The sequence below is a fragment of the Bradyrhizobium sp. WCU1 genome, assembly GCF_053474805.1.
Map to the genome: position 1 here is coordinate 2,992,148 of NZ_CM130280.1, position 14,752 is coordinate 3,006,899.

Here is a 14,752-nt window from a genome sequence, read left to right on the forward strand (position 1 = left end):
GTCTCACGAGTGGAGGCGACGGCGGGTACCCGGTGCGGGTGCCGAACCATGGGTCTCGCTGAACAGCTCGGCGAGCTTCTCGGTGATGGCACCGCCGAGCTCTTCGGCATCCACGATGGTGACGGCGCGGCGATAATAACGCGTCACGTCGTGCCCGATGCCGATCGCGATCAGCTCGACCGGCGAGCGGGTCTCGATCTCCTCGATGATGTGGCGCAGATGCCGCTCGAGATAGTTGCCGGGATTGACCGACAGCGTGGAGTCGTCGACCGGCGCGCCGTCGGAGATCATCATCAGGATGCGGCGTTGCTCGGGACGCGCCAGCAGGCGCTTGTGCGCCCAGTCGAGCGCCTCGCCGTCGATGTTCTCCTTCAGAAGGCCTTCGCGCATCATCAGGCCGAGATTCTTCCGGGCACGACGCCACGGCGCGTCGGCCGACTTGTAGATGATGTGCCTGAGATCGTTGAGGCGGCCGGGGTTAGCCGGCTTCCCGGCGGCGAGCCAGGCCTCGCGCGACTGCCCGCCCTTCCAGGCGCGGGTGGTGAAGCCGAGGATCTCGACCTTGACGCCGCAACGCTCCAGCGTGCGCGCCAGGATGTCGGCACAGGTGGCGGCAACCGTGATCGGACGGCCGCGCATCGAGCCGGAGTTATCCAGCAGCAGCGTCACCACGGTGTCGCGGAAGGTCGCCTCCTTCTCATGCATGAAGGACAGCGGATGATAGGGATCGGTGACGACGCGCGACAGCCGCGCCGGATCGAGGATGCCTTCCTCGAGATCGAAATCCCAGGCGCGGTTCTGCTGCGCCATCAGGCGGCGCTGCAGGCGGTTGGCAAGCCGCGCCACGATGCCCTGCAGATGCGCGAGCTGCTTGTCGAGATAGGAACGCAAGCGCTCCAGTTCGTCATGGTCGCAAAGATCCTCGGCGGCGATCACCTCGTCGAATTTCGGCGCGAAGGCGTGATATTCCGGGCCGCGCGGTTCGTTCTGGCCGCGCGAATTCGGCCGCGTCGCCTCGCCCGGCGTCTCGTCGTCGCCGAGCTCGCCGTCGTCGAACGTATCCGACGTCGAGGCCTGCGCGCTCTCCATCGCGCTTTCGCTCATCTCTTCCGCCGACGTCTGGGCCTGGTCGGCGCTCATCTCCTGCGCGGCGTCGGAATCGGGCGAGCCTTCGGCGCCGGACTGATCGTTCTCGCCGTCCTGGTTCTCGTCCTGGTCATCGTCGTCGTCGGAATCCATGTTGCGGTCGTCGCCGAGATCGAGCGCCGACAGCAGGTCATGGACGAGGTCGCCGAACCTCGCCTGGTCTTCGGTGAAACGGCTGAGCTGGTCGAGCCGCGAGCCGATCTTGTCCTCCAGCGTCGGACGCCAGAGATCGACCATCTTCTTGGCGGCCGCGGGCGGCGCCATGCCGGTGAGGCGCTCGCGCACCAGCATCGCCAGCGCATCCGACAGCGGCGCATCGGCGCGGTCGGTGATCTCGTCATACTTGCCGCGATGGAAATGATCGTCCAGCATCGCGGTGAGGTTCTTCGCAACGCCGGCCATCCGGCGCGAGCCGATCGCCTCGACGCGTGCCTGCTCGACCGCCTCGAACACGCCGCGCGCCTGCGGATTGCCCGGCATCAGCTTGCGGTGCACCTTGGGATCGTGACAGGCGATCTTGAGCGCGATCGAATCGGCGTGGCCGCGCACGATCGCCGCATCGCGCTTGGTCATCTTGCGCGCCGGCTCCGGCAGCCGCGCCTTGCCTGGCGCAAGGCCCGGCCGCTCGGCCGCGAACGAGATCTCGAGCTCCGGCTTCTTGGCGATCGCCTTCAGGCAGGCCGACACCGAGCGCTTGAACGGCTCGGTCGGCGCTTCCTTCGAACCGGGACGGAATTTGATATTGGAGGTTGTCATAGCGATTTCGTAAACCAGTGGCGCGTGACGCCGCCGGGATACCCCTCAATCGAACCGAACTCTTTATATCCATTGGCGCGGTAGAAACCCGGCGCCTGGAAGCTCATCGTATCCAGATAGGATTGCGTGGCTCCGAAGCGCCGCGCCTCGTCTTCGATCGCCTTGATCAGCTTCGCGCCAAAGCCCTTGTTGCGAAACTTCTGCTCCATCCAGAACAGCTGGATGAACAACACCGCGGTCCAGACCTCGCCGACGACGCCGCCGACGATCTCGTCGCCCTGTCGCAGCGAGATGGCGAAGCGCTTGTACTTCTGCTTCCCCATCTTCTCGTTGTTGTAGCGGAGCAGTCCGCCGAGCACCGCTTTCTTCGTCTGTGTGACTGTGCGCTCGACGGAGATTTTCGGCATGGACTAGCTGAGCGCCACGTTGACCGAGGATTCCGGCAACTCGACGTTGAAGCAGCGCTGGTAGAACTCGGCGACCAGCGGCCGCTCCAGCTCGTCACACTTGTTGAGGAAGGTGACGCGGAACGCGAAGCCGATGTCGTTGAAGATATCGGCGTTCTCGGCCCAGGTGATCACCGTGCGCGGGCTCATCACCGTCGACAGGTCGCCATTGGCGAACGCGTTACGGGTGAGATCGGCGAGGCGCACCATCTTGTTGACGATGTCGCGGCCTTCCTGCGTGCGATAGTGCTTCGCCTTGGCCAGCACGATCTCCACTTCCTCGTCATGGGCGAGGTAGTTCAGCGTCGTGACGATCGACCAGCGGTCCATCTGGCCCTGGTTGATCTGCTGGGTGCCGTGATAGAGGCCCGAGGTGTCGCCGAGGCCGACCGTGTTGGCGGTCGAGAACAGGCGGAACGCCGGATGCGGCTTGATCACCTTGTTCTGGTCGAGCAGCGTCAGGCGGCCGGAGACTTCCAGCACGCGCTGGATCACGAACATCACGTCGGGGCGGCCGGCGTCGTATTCGTCGAACACCAGCGCGATGTTGTGCTGCAGCGCCCAGGGCAGGATGCCGTCGCGGAATTCGGTGACCTGCTTGCCGTCCTTGACCACGATGGCGTCCTTGCCGACGAGATCGATACGGCTGATATGGCTGTCGAGGTTGACGCGCACACACGGCCAGTTGAGTCGGGCCGCGACCTGCTCGATGTGGGTGGACTTGCCGGTGCCGTGATAGCCGGTGACCATCACGCGGCGGTTCTTGGCAAAGCCGGCGAGGATCGCAAGCGTGGTGGCGCGGTCGAAGCGATAGTCGCTGTCGACTTCCGGCACGTGCGGATCGACTTCGGAATAGGCGGGAACTTCCAGATCGCTATCGATCCCGAAGACCTGCCGAACCGAAACCTTCATGTCGGGCAAGCCGACGGGTTGTTGCTCTTTGGTCTGGACGGCGGTCGTCATTCATCCTCCGAGGTCCCGGGCATTCCCGAAACCAGATTGTAGGTCATTTGGCTGCGGATGGGGTGCTACGCACAAGCCTAGCAGAGAGCATCGGCCGGCAGAAGCCCACGGGCAAATCAAAGTTCCGTTGTTGTATCATCAAGATAGGCGCGAAACCCGGTTTTTGGAAGGCTGCTCTGCAAATCCCGCCGTACTTTTGCCGCAGCGCCACGGCGGCCTGTCGGGCCAGGCACTTTTCAGCCCCGCGGGGAGTTGTTAGCTCTCGGACCTATTTCACTGCCACCCATGGGCTTCTGTGACTTCATTCCTTGACCCCTTGATCGCGTTCGTTTCGGCGCATGCCTGGCTCGCCTATCTGACGCTGTTTCTGGCCGCCCTGCTGGAAGCCGTTCCGGTGGTCGGCTCGCTGGTGCCGGGCTCGACTATCATCCTGGCGCTGAGCGCGCTGGTCCCGGGCGGCGAATTGAAGCTGTGGCCGGTGCTCGCCGCGGCGGCCTGCGGCGCAATGCTCGGCGACGGCACCGCCTACCTGATCGGCTATCGCAGCCAACGCGAGATCCTCTCCGCCTGGCCGCTCTCCAATTATCCGCGCGTGGTCGCGCAGAGCGAGGCCTTCTTCAACCGCTGGGGCGTGCTCGCGGTGTTCTTCGCCCGCTTCGTGCCGCCGATTCGTGCCTTCGTGCCGATCACCGCCGGCGCGCTCGACATGCCGCCGGCGCGCTTCTACGCGATCAACATCCCCGCCATCCTGCTCTGGGCGCCGGCGCATGTGCTGCCCGGGGTCCTCGCGGTCACTGCGCTGCACGACTATGCCGGCCTGCCGCATCATCAACATGTCGGCAAGCATCTGTGGATGTTCGCGGTGGCGGGCGGCGCCGTCATCCTGATGCTGGCCGTCTGGACCATCCGCCGCCGCCATGGCGGCGGCCTGATCGAACCGTCCAAGCCGGCAGAATAAGACCTAAATGCTGTTGGTCGAACCGGCCCGCCCAGGAGCCGGGCCGACATAACGCGCACGGGGCCTGATCAGCTTGCCGAGTTGAAGCTGCTCGCTGGCATGCGCGACCCAACCGACGCTGCGCGCCATCGCGAACAGCGCAAGCTCGCTGCCTGCGGGCATCCGCAATGCATGCACCAGCACCGCCAGCGCGTAATCGATGTTGACGAACTCGCCGGTTGCCTCCGCGATTCGATCTGGCACTTCCCGGGTGAATTTGCGCGGCGCGCCGGCCCGCGTCAGCGCCTCCAGCAGCGAGATCGCGCGCGGATCGCCCTTCTTGTAGACGCCGTGGCCGAAGCCGGCGAAGCGTTCGCCGAGTGCGACCCGCTCGCGCACCACAGGCGCAACGTCATTGTCGATCATCGTCTTGACGAGGCGCGAGGCCAGCACGCCGGCGCCGCCATGCATCGGGCCCTTCAGCGCGACGAGCCCTGCGATCACGGCATCGTACAGATTGAGCCCGGTCGATGCCGCGCAGCGCGCGGTGAAGGTCGATGCATTCAATTCGTGATCGGCGAGCAGCACCAGCGCGCGGCGAATCAAGTCCGGCGCGTGCTTATTGTCGGGCGCCCACGCCTGCGCCACCTGCTCGTGCAGCGGCTCGGCCGACGGCACTGCGTTCAGCATGGTCGCGACCAGCAACCGCAAGATGCGCCCGCCGACCATCGCGCGGCCATCGGGCGCGCGCGTGAAGGCGCCGGGATCGGCGCTCGCCGCCAGCGCCAGTACCGCGACCGTGCGGTCGATCGGCTGGGCGCGGCGCGCGGCCTCGGCGATCGCGCGCATTTCATCGGAGACATGCGGGCAATTATCCGGCGCGAACGGATCGACGCCGGTGACATCCCACAGCAGCGTCGCGGTGTGCTCCAGCGTGTCGCGCAGGGAGAGATCGACGCAGTTGACGCCGCGGTAGATCGGCCCCTGCTCGGTGATCGTCGCGATCGCCGAATCCATCACCGGCAAGTCGGCATCGAAATTGCGGAAGCCGCGCGGCTCCGGCGACGGCACGCGGCGCTCCTTCAACCCCCTGATGTCCTCGGCGCGGTAGCGGTGGCTGCGCGAATCCGGCGACGGCTCGGAGCGGATCAGGCCGCGGCTGACATAGGCGTAGAGGGTCGCCGGCGAGATCGCGAGCTCGGCGGCGGCCTCGCGGGCGGAGAGGTAAAGCTCGTCGGATTTTTTCATATTGATTTATATAATCAAGATTGATCAACTCGTCGAGTGGCCCGACCTTGAAGCGGTGAAGCAAGGAGATCGGGCCATGAATATGATTCTCACCAAGAGCCAGATCGGTCTGGACGGCGTTCCCGCCGCCGAGACCGTGTTGAGCCATGTCGACGGCGAGCGCGGCGAACTCATCATCGCCGGCGAGCACGTCGCGAGCCTCGCCGGCAAGTCGAGCTTCGAGGGCGTCACCGCGCGGCTTTGGAACGGCGCCACCGGCAAGTCGCTGAGCGAAGCCAATGTCCGCGCCAGCTTAGGTGCCGCCCGCGAACGCGCCTTCGCGCGGCTGCCGGACCTGCTGCCGGCAACCCGCGGCATGTCTGTTGTCGACGGCTTCCGGGCCGCCATCGCCGGGCTGCGCGGCGAGAACGGGCTGGAGCACGAGGCGACCATTGTCGGCGCCTTCCCGGTGATCGCCGGCGCCCTGGTCCAGCAAGCCAAGGGACATGATCCGATCGCGCCGGATCCCAATGTCAGCCACGCCGCCGACACGCTGCATATGCTGCTGGGCCGCAAGGCTGCGCCGCGCGAGGTCGCGGCGCTCGACGCCTATCTCGTCACGGTCTGCGATCACGGCATGAATGCCTCGACCTTCACGACCCGGGTGATCGCATCGACCCAGGCCGATCTGTTCGCGGCCATCACCGGCGGCTATTGCGCGCTGACCGGCCCGCTGCATGGCGGCGCGCCGGAGCCGGTGCTCGAGATGCTGGATGCGATCGGCACGCGCGAACGCATCAAGCCCTGGGTCGACGGCGCGCTGGCGCATGGCGAGCGGCTGATGGGATTCGGCCATCGCGTCTATCGGGTGCGCGACCCGCGCGCCGACGTGCTGAAAGTCGCGATCGAGCGCCTCGAGGCCAGCGGCGCCGACCTGCCGTTTGCCGGCGAGGTCGAGGCCTATATCCGCGAAGCGCTGCGCAAGAAGAATCCGGAGCGGCCGCTCGAGACCAATGTCGAGTTCTTCACCGCGATCCTGCTCGATGGGCTGGGGATCCCGCGGCAGGCCTTCACGCCAATCTTCGCGGTGGCCCGCGCCGCCGGCTGGACCGCGCACGCCCTTGAGCAGCGCCGCACCGGCCGGCTGATCCGGCCGAGCTCGTCCTATGTCGGGGCGGTGCCGAAGGGTTGAGAGAATCGGGACCGCAAGAGGCAGACGCGGCGGAGCCAAAAACTCTGCCGTCGTGCGCAATTGCGCACGGGAGCAGGGACCCATACGCCGCGGCCCTTCAATGGGGCAATCTGGCAAACGTCTCGCGCGAACTATGACCGCTGGTGGTTATGGGTCCCTGCTTTCGCAGGGACGACGATGGAGAGCGCTTACGCCTCGCGCACCACGGTCTTCAGGTAATTATACGCCTTGATGATCTCGATCAGGCGATCCTCGGTGGAGCGGTCGCCGCCATTGGCGTCGGGGTGGTGCTGCTTGACCAGCGCCTTGTACTTCGACTTGACGTCTTCCAGCGTCGCCCCGGCACCGAGCCCCATCACCAGCAGCGCCTTGCGCTCGGCGTTCATCACCTTGCGGGTCTCGGGCTTCGGCTCCGCACCGCCCGGCCCGGGGCGCCAACGGCCGCGGCCGTTGAGCTCGGAGAACACGTGGAACGGATCGGAGGCGGCATCGAGACCGCTCTCCTTCTTGCCGTTGTTGGCGCCCATCTTCCAGGTCGGACGGTGACCGGTCAGCGCATCCTTCTGATAGCGCGCGACGTCGTCAGGATTCATGCCCTGGAAGAAATTATAGGACTGGTTGTACTCGCGGACGTGATCGAGACAGAAGTGCCAATACTCGCGCGAATTCTCGCGGCCCTTCGGGGCGCGGTGCGCGCCCTTGTTCTGGCAACCCGCCCACTCGCAGGTCACAGCCTGCTCGCCGGCCTGCGCCTGGCGCTTCGCACTCACCTTGGTCGGCTTGATGCGAATGGAGTCGAAGAATTTTGATGAATCGATCGGCATGATCTCTTTGACTACGCAATGCACAAATCTTCAAGTCTTGACATTGCGCAGACCTCGTTTCCCGTTAGCACCATTGACGAAAAGCCGTCGCGAACCTAACTCCGCCGCCATGAGCACCAAAGACGCTATCATAAACAAGTTGCGTGAAGCTTTCTTGCCCGAAAGCCTCGACGTCGTCGATGAGTCACATCTGCATGAGGGCCACGCCGGCCACAGCCCAGGCGGGGAGACGCATTTCAGGGTATATATTGTGTCTCCGGCCTTCGAAGGGAAGAGCCGGATCGAACGCCATCGCATGATAAATGCGGCGCTGGCGCAGGAACTTGCCGGCTCGGTGCATGCGCTGGCGATCCATGCGAACGCCCCCGGGGAAAAGCCGCGCTAGCGCGCGCTTGGCTCAAGACGACGCCATGGTTTTCCGTTAAGAGAAACGGACCATCCGGCGATGGACCTGCTCGGTGGATGAGCAGGCAAATGACGGATCGCATCGCCGCGCATTGATATGGGGCCATTGATGATCCCTTGCTGGCCACGTTTCCGGTCGATCGTCACCGCCGCCGGCCTGCTCCTGTTCTGCGCAATACGCCCCGCCGCGGCGCTGGATATGCCGAGCCCGTTCGTCCAGGAGGTGCTGATCAAAAGCATCCTGGTGTCGCTCAACGATGCGGTGGCCGCGAACAATTTCACCGTGTTCCACGCCAAGATATCGAAGCCGTTCCGCGACCAGTTTCCGCCCGACAAGCTGCAGACCATCTTCAAGGATCTGGTCGACAAGCACGCCGTGTTCGACGCCGTGGTCGCCAAGCCGATCGTGCTCGATGAGGACGCCAAGATCGACGACAAGGGCGTGCTGCGGCTGAAGGGCCATTTCGACACCACGCCGAAGCAAGTGAAGTATCAGCTCGGCTTCATCCCCTCCGACGGCGCGTGGAAGCTGTCGGGCATCTCGATCGATATCGAGTAGGCCAAACACAGCTGCCTGATCCGTCATCCCCGCGCAAAGGCTTCGCCTTTGTCGCTGGAGGAGCGCGCAGCGCGTCTCGAAGGATGCACGGCCGCTAGCCAGGCCGCCGACCCTTCGAGACGCCGCTTCGCGGCTCCTCAGAGCGTGTGAATTTTTGTGGCTTGGGCGAAAGATGTAGCGGGAGGGATGGGGGATGTGATTCCCTGCAATCGCTGAATTGCGGGAGAGCGGGAGATGGCTGAAGACCAGCTGTTTGGAGAACTGCCGGAGCAGCCGAAGCCGCAAACTGATGCGGCGCCAGCGGGTTTGCCGCGTCTGCGCGAGCCGCAGCGCGATCAGATTGAACTGCGGGCGGTGGATATCGATAGCCTGATCGGGGAAGATCATCCGGCGCGGGTGATCTGGTGCTATGTCGACGGGCTCGAGCTGCGCGAGCTTGAAGATCGGATCAAGGCGCGGGGCGAGAGGCCGGGTCATCCGGCGACGTCGCCACGGCTTTTGCTGGCACTGTGGCTCTATGCGACCAGCGACGGGGTAGGAAGCGCTCGCGCCCTGGAGCGGCTGTGCGAGAGCCACGATGTCTATCGCTGGCTGTGTGGCGGGGTCTCGGTGAACTACCATACGCTGGCGGACTTCCGGGTCGGATGCGCCGATCTGCTCGATCGGCTGCTCGCCGAACATCTTGCGGCCTTGGCGGAGGTGGGCCTGGTCGACCTCAGCAAGCTGGCGCAGGACGGCGTGCGGATCCGGGCGAGCGCCGGGGCCGCCTCGTTCCGGCGAGAACAGACACTCGATCACCATTTGGAGACCGCGCAGACGATCGTGGCGGAGCTCAAACGCGAGGTCGAGGCGCGCTCCGATGCCAGCAACCAGCGCATCAAGGCGGCCAAGGAGCGAGCGGCGCGTGAGCGCACCGAACGCCTGAAGGCAGCGCAGGCCGCGCTCGCCGAGATCAAGCGGCAGCGCCAGGCGCGCGAAGACAAGCGCAACAACGGCAAGACGCCGAAGGAGCCGCGCGCCTCTACGACGGACCCCGACGCCCGCGTCATGAAGATGGCCGACGGCGGCTTCCGGCCAGGATACAATGTGCAGGTGGCGAGCGCGGCCGGCGAGCAGATCGTGGCCGGGCTCGACGTGACCAATATTGGTTCCGATCGCGGCCTCATGCAGCCAATGCTAGATCGCTTGCGCGCGCGGACCGGCCGCCTTCCGGGCCGCCATCTCGTTGATGGCGGCTTTGGCAGTGCCGAGGACATCGAGTGGGCGCATGATCAAGGGGTTGAGGTCTATTGTCCGCCCACGCAATCCAAGCACGGTACCGATCCCTACCTGCCGCGGCGCGGCGACGGCCCGGGCGTGTTGGCTTGGCGGGCACGGATGGCAAGCGAGCCGGGCAAGGCCCAGTACAAGCTCCGATCGATCTGCGAGTGCATCCACGCTCGATGGCGCAACTGGGGCCTGCGGCAACTCACCGTACGCGGCCTTGAAAAGGTCCGTGCCGTCGCGCTCTGGTTCGCCCTCACCAACAACGTCTTACAAGGGCATCGGCTCTACAGCGCTTAAACACCACATCGGCCACCCGGCCGCAGCTGCGCAAAAAACCAAACCCACCCGACCTACAGACGTAAAAGGCAAAACCCGAAAGCTTCACAAGCTGTCAGGGTGACGGTGATAGATCGACACCAGCCGTACGCCTAGAACGCCGTGCCGGCCCGCTTCGGCTTCTTCTCGTCGAGCTCGGCGGCCTCGCGCGGCACGGCGACGATGCGCAGCGCGGTGATGCGGTTGCGCTCGCGGCGGAGCACGCGGAAACGGAAGCCGTGGAAGGTGAAGCTCTGGCCGCGCTCCGGGATCGAGCGCGCCTCGTGGATCACGAGGCCGGCGACCGTGGTCGCCTCCTCGTCCGGCAGGCGCCAGTCCATCGCGCGGTTGAGGTCGCGGATCGGCACCGAACCGTCGACCACCACGGAGCCGTCCGGCTGCGCCCGCACGCCGGCGACGACGACGTCATGCTCGTCGGAGATGTCGCCGACGATCTCCTCCAGGATGTCCTCCAGCGTGACCATGCCTTCGACCTCGCCATACTCGTCGACCACGAGGGCGAAATGGGTCTTGCGGCGGCGGAACGCCTTCAACTGTTCGGAGACCGGGCGCATCTCCGGCACGAACCAGGGCGGCAGCGCGATCGCGGAGGCATCGATCGCGGACATGTCGCCTTCATTGGCGCGCATCGCGCGCAGCAGATCCTTGGCGTGCAGCACGCCGACGATATTCTCCGGCTTCTCCCGCCACAGCGGGATGCGGGTATATTCGCTGGCGAGCACCTCGCGCACCAGTTCTTCCGGCGGCAGGTCGGCATTGACCATGGTCATCTCGGTGCGATGGACCATCACGTCGGAGACCTGCAGCTCGCTGAGGTCCAACAGTCCGCCGAGCATGTCGCGGTCCTGCTTCTCGACCTTGCCCTCGTGATGCAGCAGATCGACCGCGCCGCGCAGGCGCTCGGTCGGCGACAGGATGGCCTGATGCGCGCCGATCTTGATGCCGAGCAGCTTCATCAGGGCACGGACGATCCCTTCGATGATGGTCAGCAGCGGCCCGAGCACGAACACCGTCAACCGCATCGGCCGGGCCACCAAAAGCGACACCCGGTCCGGCGCATTGATCGCGACGGTCTTCGGCAGCACTTCCGCGAAGATCACCACCAGCACCGTCATCACGCCGGTCGCGTAGAGCACGCCGACATCGCCGAACCAGGCGGTGAAGATGCCGGTGGCAAGCGCGGACGCGCCGATATTGGCGATATTGTTGCCGAGCAGCAGCGCGCCGATCATCCGCTCGCGCATCGCCATCAGGCTCGAGACCACCGTGGCCTCGCTGTTGCCCTGCTTCGACAGCCGCAACATGCTGGCGCGCGAGGCGCCGGTCAGCGCGGTCTCACTCGCCGAGAAGAAGGCGGAGATGAGCAGGCAGAGCAGAACGATCGAGAAGGTGAACCATCCCACTGATTTGATCCGTGGCTAGAGCATGATCCGGAAAAGTGTGTCGCGGTTCTCCGAGAAGATCATGCTCGAATCAAAAAGATAGAGCGGGATGACGATCCAAAGGAGGGGCATCCCGATCTAAGCCTTCAGCTTGGCTTGCAGGAAGTCGCGCACCGGCTGCGGCTCGACATTGTTGGCAATCACGGCGCGGCCGACCGCCTCGAGCAGGATGAAGGTGAGCTTGCCGCGCTTGACCTTCTTGTCCTGCGCCATCAGCGCCAGCAGCGCGTCGGCGTCGGCGAGCCCTTCCTGCGTGAAGCCCGCGATATCCTGCAGGCGCGTCGGCAATCCTACCGCGGAAAGATGACGCGCGATCCGGGCGGCATCGTCGGTCGAGATCATGCCGAGCTGCGCCGAGAACTCCGCGGCCAGCACCATGCCGACCGAGACGCCCTCGCCGTGGAACAGGCGGTCGGAGAAGCCGGTTGCGGCTTCCAGCGCGTGACCGAAAGTGTGACCGAGATTGAGCAGCGCACGCTCGCCGGTCTCGCGCTCGTCGCGGGAGACGACGCCGGCCTTGGCGCGACAGGAGGTCGCGATCGCGTGCTCGCGCCCGGCGCCGCCGGCGAAGATGTCGGCATGGTTCTTCTCGAGCCAGGCGAAGAAGGCCTCGTCGCCCAGGATGCCGTATTTCGCGACCTCGGCGTAGCCGGCGCGGAACTGGCGCGGCGACAGCGTGTCGAGCACCGAGGTGTCCGCAATCACCAGCACCGGCTGATGGAAGGCGCCGATCAGGTTCTTGCCTTGCGGCGAGTTGATGCCGGTCTTGCCGCCGACCGAGGAATCGACCTGCGCGAGCAGCGAGGTCGGCACCTGCACGAAATCGACGCCGCGGCGCAGGATCGCCGCCGCGAAGCCGGCGAGATCGCCGACCACGCCGCCACCGAGCGCGATCACCAGATCGTTGCGCTCGATCTTGGCCGCGATCAGCGCTTCGCTGACCTGCGTCAGGGTGGCGTAGCTCTTCGAGCCCTCGCCTTCCTCGACGACGATCCGCGCCGTCGGCACGCCCGCGGCGGCGAGCGACGCCTCGGTCTGCTCCAGCCAGTGCCTGGCGACGGTGCGGTCGGTGACGATGGCGGTCCGCACACCGGGGCGCAGCGCCGCGACGCGGTCGCCGAGCGAGGCCAGCACGTCGCGGCCGATCACGATGTCATAGGCACGGTCGCCGAGCGCGACGTCGACGGTAACGGAGGCGGAATGTTTCAAGGGCGCAGTCATGAGGTCGTGTTCATTCCATCAGATGGTGGCTCACTGGCCGGACGCACGCCGCACAGATGCGCATGCAGGGCTGCGAGGCATTCGTCGACGATACGGTCATGCGGCACGTCGCGCGAGGCGATCGTCAGGTCGGCGCGGCGATAGACCGGCTCGCGCTCGCTGAGCAGGCGGTTCACGGTCGCCTCGGGGTCGGCGTTCTGCAGCAGCGGCCGATCGGCGCGCCGGCGGACCCGGCGCATGATGATATCACTGTCGGCCTTGAGCCAGATCGAGATCGCGCGGTCGCGGATCCGGTTGCGGGTCTCCTCGCGCATGAACGCGCCGCCGCCGGTGGCCAGCACCACCGGGCCGCTGTCGAGGATGCGGGCGATCACCCGCGCCTCGCCGTCGCGGAAATACGGCTCGCCATGGGTCTCGAAGATCTCCGGGATCGTCATGTCCGCCGCCGTCTCGATCTCGGTGTCGGCATCGGTGAACGGCAGCTTCAGCCGCGCCGCCATCCGCCGGCCGATGGTCGACTTGCCGGCCCCCATCATGCCGACCAACACGATCGACCGCGGCCCCAGCGCGGCCGTGATATCGGCCTCGAGGGTCGGGTGGGTGGTGGACGCTGGGACGGCTGCGTCGGACATCAAAAAGCTCGGATATTGGGACGAATTGTTCAGAATTCGAGCAACCTATACTACCCCCGGCGACACCGTTACCAGCGACTCTTGCAACCGCGCGGGGAACATGTTGGATGATTTCATTGGTTAATTCGCCGCCCGAGTCGCCTCCATGCCCAGCCTGTTCCGCTTCCTGACGGTCGTCGCCGTGATTTTCGGGATCGGCTACGGCATCGTCTTCGCGCTGGCGAATTTCGTGCAGCCGAAGCCGCGCGAAATGACGGTGACCATCCCGCCGGATAAGTTCCTCAAGAAATAGGCGCTATGAGTCTTGGCATGACCGCTTCCGCCAAGATCACCAAGACATCCGCCAAGCCGGGCACCAAGACCCCGGCCAAGATCCCGGCCAAGTCCTCCGACGCCAAACTGACCGCGCTGTTCCTCGACATGCTGGCCGCGGAACAGGGCGCAGGCAGCAACACGCTCGACGCCTACCGGCGCGACCTCACCGATTTCTCCGACTACCTCGGCCATGCCGGCGCCGATTTCACCAGCGCCGACACCGAGGCGCTGCGCGGCTACCTCGCCGACCTGGACACCCGCGGCTTCAAGTCGACCAGTGTCGCGCGGCGGCTGTCGGCGATGCGGCATCTCTACCGCTTCCTGCTCAATGAACGGGTCCGCTCCGACGATCCGGCCGCGATCCTGTCCGGCCCGAAGCGCGGCCGCGGCCTGCCCAAGGTGCTGTCGATCTCCGACGTCGACCGCATGCTGACCCGCGCCAGGGAGCTGACCCAGACCGACGTCTCGCCGGCGCAGCGGCTGCGCGCGTTGCGGCTCTATTGCCTGCTCGAGGTGCTCTACGCCACCGGCCTGCGCGTCTCCGAGTTGGTGTCGCTGCCGGTCTCCGCGGCGCGACGCGATGCGCGGATGATCGTGGTCCGCGGCAAGGGCAACAAGGAGCGGCTGGTGCCGCTGAACGATGCCTCGCGCCAGGCGATGGCGGATTACCTTGCGGCGCTCGAGGTGATGACGCCGAAGGCGAAGAAGGCCGCGCCATCGAAATGGCTGTTTCCGTCCTCCGGCGAGAGCGGCCATCTGACCCGGCAGCATTTTGCCCGCGACCTGAAGGAGCTCGCGAGCGCCTCCGGCCTCGCGCCGCGGCTGGTCTCGCCGCACGTGCTGCGTCACGCCTTCGCCAGCCATCTGCTGCACAACGGCGCAGACCTGCGCATCGTGCAGACCCTGCTCGGCCACACCGACATCTCGACCACCCAGATCTACACGCATGTGGTCGAGGAGCGGCTGAAGAGCCTGGTCCGCGACCTGCATCCGCTGGCGGAGAAGTAAGTCCAGCGCCCACCGGACATCGATACCGCCACCTGATCCGCCTTGACTTCCGCACCATCTCCGCGGAAAGAGCGTCA

15 protein-coding genes are annotated in these 14,752 nt (G+C 65.7%); 7 read left to right on the forward strand and 8 right to left on the reverse strand.

Features of this window, described 5'->3' with window-relative positions:
• Window positions 1-3 precede the first annotated feature (3 nt).
• The 3 genes from cobT to cobS are packed head-to-tail and all read right to left on the reverse strand — an operon-like array spanning window position 4 to window position 3,311.
• A complete protein-coding gene (gene cobT, locus ACTUWL_RS13850) occupies window positions 4-1,902 on the reverse strand; it encodes a cobaltochelatase subunit CobT (protein ID WP_021082245.1) in 1,899 nt (632 codons plus the stop codon).
• Complete coding sequence (locus tag ACTUWL_RS13855) at window positions 1,899-2,309, reverse strand: GNAT family N-acetyltransferase (protein WP_021082244.1); 411 nt, start codon at window positions 2,307-2,309, stop codon at window positions 1,899-1,901. Before ACTUWL_RS13855 ends, cobT begins: the two co-directional genes overlap by 4 nt.
• A gap of 3 nt (window positions 2,310-2,312) precedes the next feature.
• On the reverse strand, window positions 2,313-3,311 hold the full coding sequence (gene cobS, locus ACTUWL_RS13860) for a cobaltochelatase subunit CobS (RefSeq protein ID WP_021082243.1): 999 nt from the start codon (window positions 3,309-3,311) through the stop codon (window positions 2,313-2,315).
• 295 nt (window positions 3,312-3,606) lie between these two features.
• Here cobS and ACTUWL_RS13865 point away from each other — a divergent pair, with 295 nt between their 5' ends.
• Complete coding sequence (locus tag ACTUWL_RS13865; protein WP_021082242.1) at window positions 3,607-4,269, forward strand: DedA family protein; 663 nt, start codon at window positions 3,607-3,609, stop codon at window positions 4,267-4,269.
• Window positions 4,270-4,272: 3 nt separating this feature from the next.
• Here the strand turns inward: ACTUWL_RS13865 and ACTUWL_RS13870 are convergent, their stop codons facing one another.
• Window positions 4,273-5,496 carry a citrate/2-methylcitrate synthase gene (locus tag ACTUWL_RS13870; protein ID WP_021082241.1) on the reverse strand — a complete coding sequence of 408 codons (1,224 nt, stop codon included), beginning with the start codon at window positions 5,494-5,496 and terminating at the stop codon, window positions 4,273-4,275.
• A 76-nt stretch (window positions 5,497-5,572) separates the two neighbouring features.
• Here ACTUWL_RS13870 and ACTUWL_RS13875 point away from each other — a divergent pair, with 76 nt between their 5' ends.
• On the forward strand, window positions 5,573-6,667 hold the full coding sequence (locus tag ACTUWL_RS13875) for a citrate synthase/methylcitrate synthase (protein ID WP_021082240.1): 1,095 nt from the start codon (window positions 5,573-5,575) through the stop codon (window positions 6,665-6,667).
• Window positions 6,668-6,855: 188 nt separating this feature from the next.
• Here the strand turns inward: ACTUWL_RS13875 and ACTUWL_RS13880 are convergent, their stop codons facing one another.
• Complete coding sequence (locus ACTUWL_RS13880; RefSeq protein WP_021082239.1) at window positions 6,856-7,491, reverse strand: J domain-containing protein; 636 nt, start codon at window positions 7,489-7,491, stop codon at window positions 6,856-6,858.
• A 109-nt stretch (window positions 7,492-7,600) separates the two neighbouring features.
• On the opposite strand from ACTUWL_RS13880, the gene ACTUWL_RS13885 reads away from it, so the two are divergent.
• The 3 genes from ACTUWL_RS13885 (at window position 7,601) to ACTUWL_RS13895 (ending at window position 10,018) form a co-directional block, all read left to right on the forward strand.
• Complete coding sequence (locus tag ACTUWL_RS13885) at window positions 7,601-7,876, forward strand: BolA family protein (protein ID WP_021082238.1); 276 nt, start codon at window positions 7,601-7,603, stop codon at window positions 7,874-7,876.
• A 129-nt stretch (window positions 7,877-8,005) separates the two neighbouring features.
• On the forward strand, window positions 8,006-8,455 hold the full coding sequence (locus ACTUWL_RS13890) for a hypothetical protein (RefSeq protein ID WP_021082237.1): 450 nt from the start codon (window positions 8,006-8,008) through the stop codon (window positions 8,453-8,455).
• Between the two features lie 234 nt (window positions 8,456-8,689).
• Complete coding sequence (locus ACTUWL_RS13895) at window positions 8,690-10,018, forward strand: IS1182 family transposase (RefSeq protein ID WP_106940575.1); 1,329 nt, start codon at window positions 8,690-8,692, stop codon at window positions 10,016-10,018.
• Between the two features lie 131 nt (window positions 10,019-10,149).
• On the opposite strand, the gene ACTUWL_RS13900 is transcribed toward ACTUWL_RS13895, so the two are convergent.
• The 3 genes from ACTUWL_RS13900 to ACTUWL_RS13910 form a co-directional block, all read right to left on the reverse strand.
• On the reverse strand, window positions 10,150-11,460 hold the full coding sequence (locus ACTUWL_RS13900; protein WP_021081573.1) for an HlyC/CorC family transporter: 1,311 nt from the start codon (window positions 11,458-11,460) through the stop codon (window positions 10,150-10,152).
• Between the two features lie 117 nt (window positions 11,461-11,577).
• Entirely contained in the window at window positions 11,578-12,720 is a 1,143-nt protein-coding gene (aroB, locus tag ACTUWL_RS13905; protein ID WP_021081571.1) for a 3-dehydroquinate synthase, read from the reverse strand.
• Entirely contained in the window at window positions 12,717-13,352 is a 636-nt protein-coding gene (locus tag ACTUWL_RS13910; RefSeq protein ID WP_021081570.1) for a shikimate kinase, read from the reverse strand. The genes aroB and ACTUWL_RS13910 overlap by 4 nt, the downstream gene beginning before the upstream one ends.
• Window positions 13,353-13,497: 145 nt before the next feature.
• Between ACTUWL_RS13910 and ACTUWL_RS13915 the strand changes: the two genes are divergently transcribed.
• Both ACTUWL_RS13915 and xerD read left to right on the forward strand, forming a co-directional pair.
• Window positions 13,498-13,644 carry a hypothetical protein gene (locus tag ACTUWL_RS13915; protein ID WP_021081569.1) on the forward strand — a complete coding sequence of 49 codons (147 nt, stop codon included), beginning with the start codon at window positions 13,498-13,500 and terminating at the stop codon, window positions 13,642-13,644.
• Between the two features lie 80 nt (window positions 13,645-13,724).
• A complete protein-coding gene (gene xerD / locus ACTUWL_RS13920; protein ID WP_035653089.1) occupies window positions 13,725-14,675 on the forward strand; it encodes a site-specific tyrosine recombinase XerD in 951 nt (316 codons plus the stop codon).
• The last annotated feature ends 77 nt before the right edge of the window (window positions 14,676-14,752 follow it).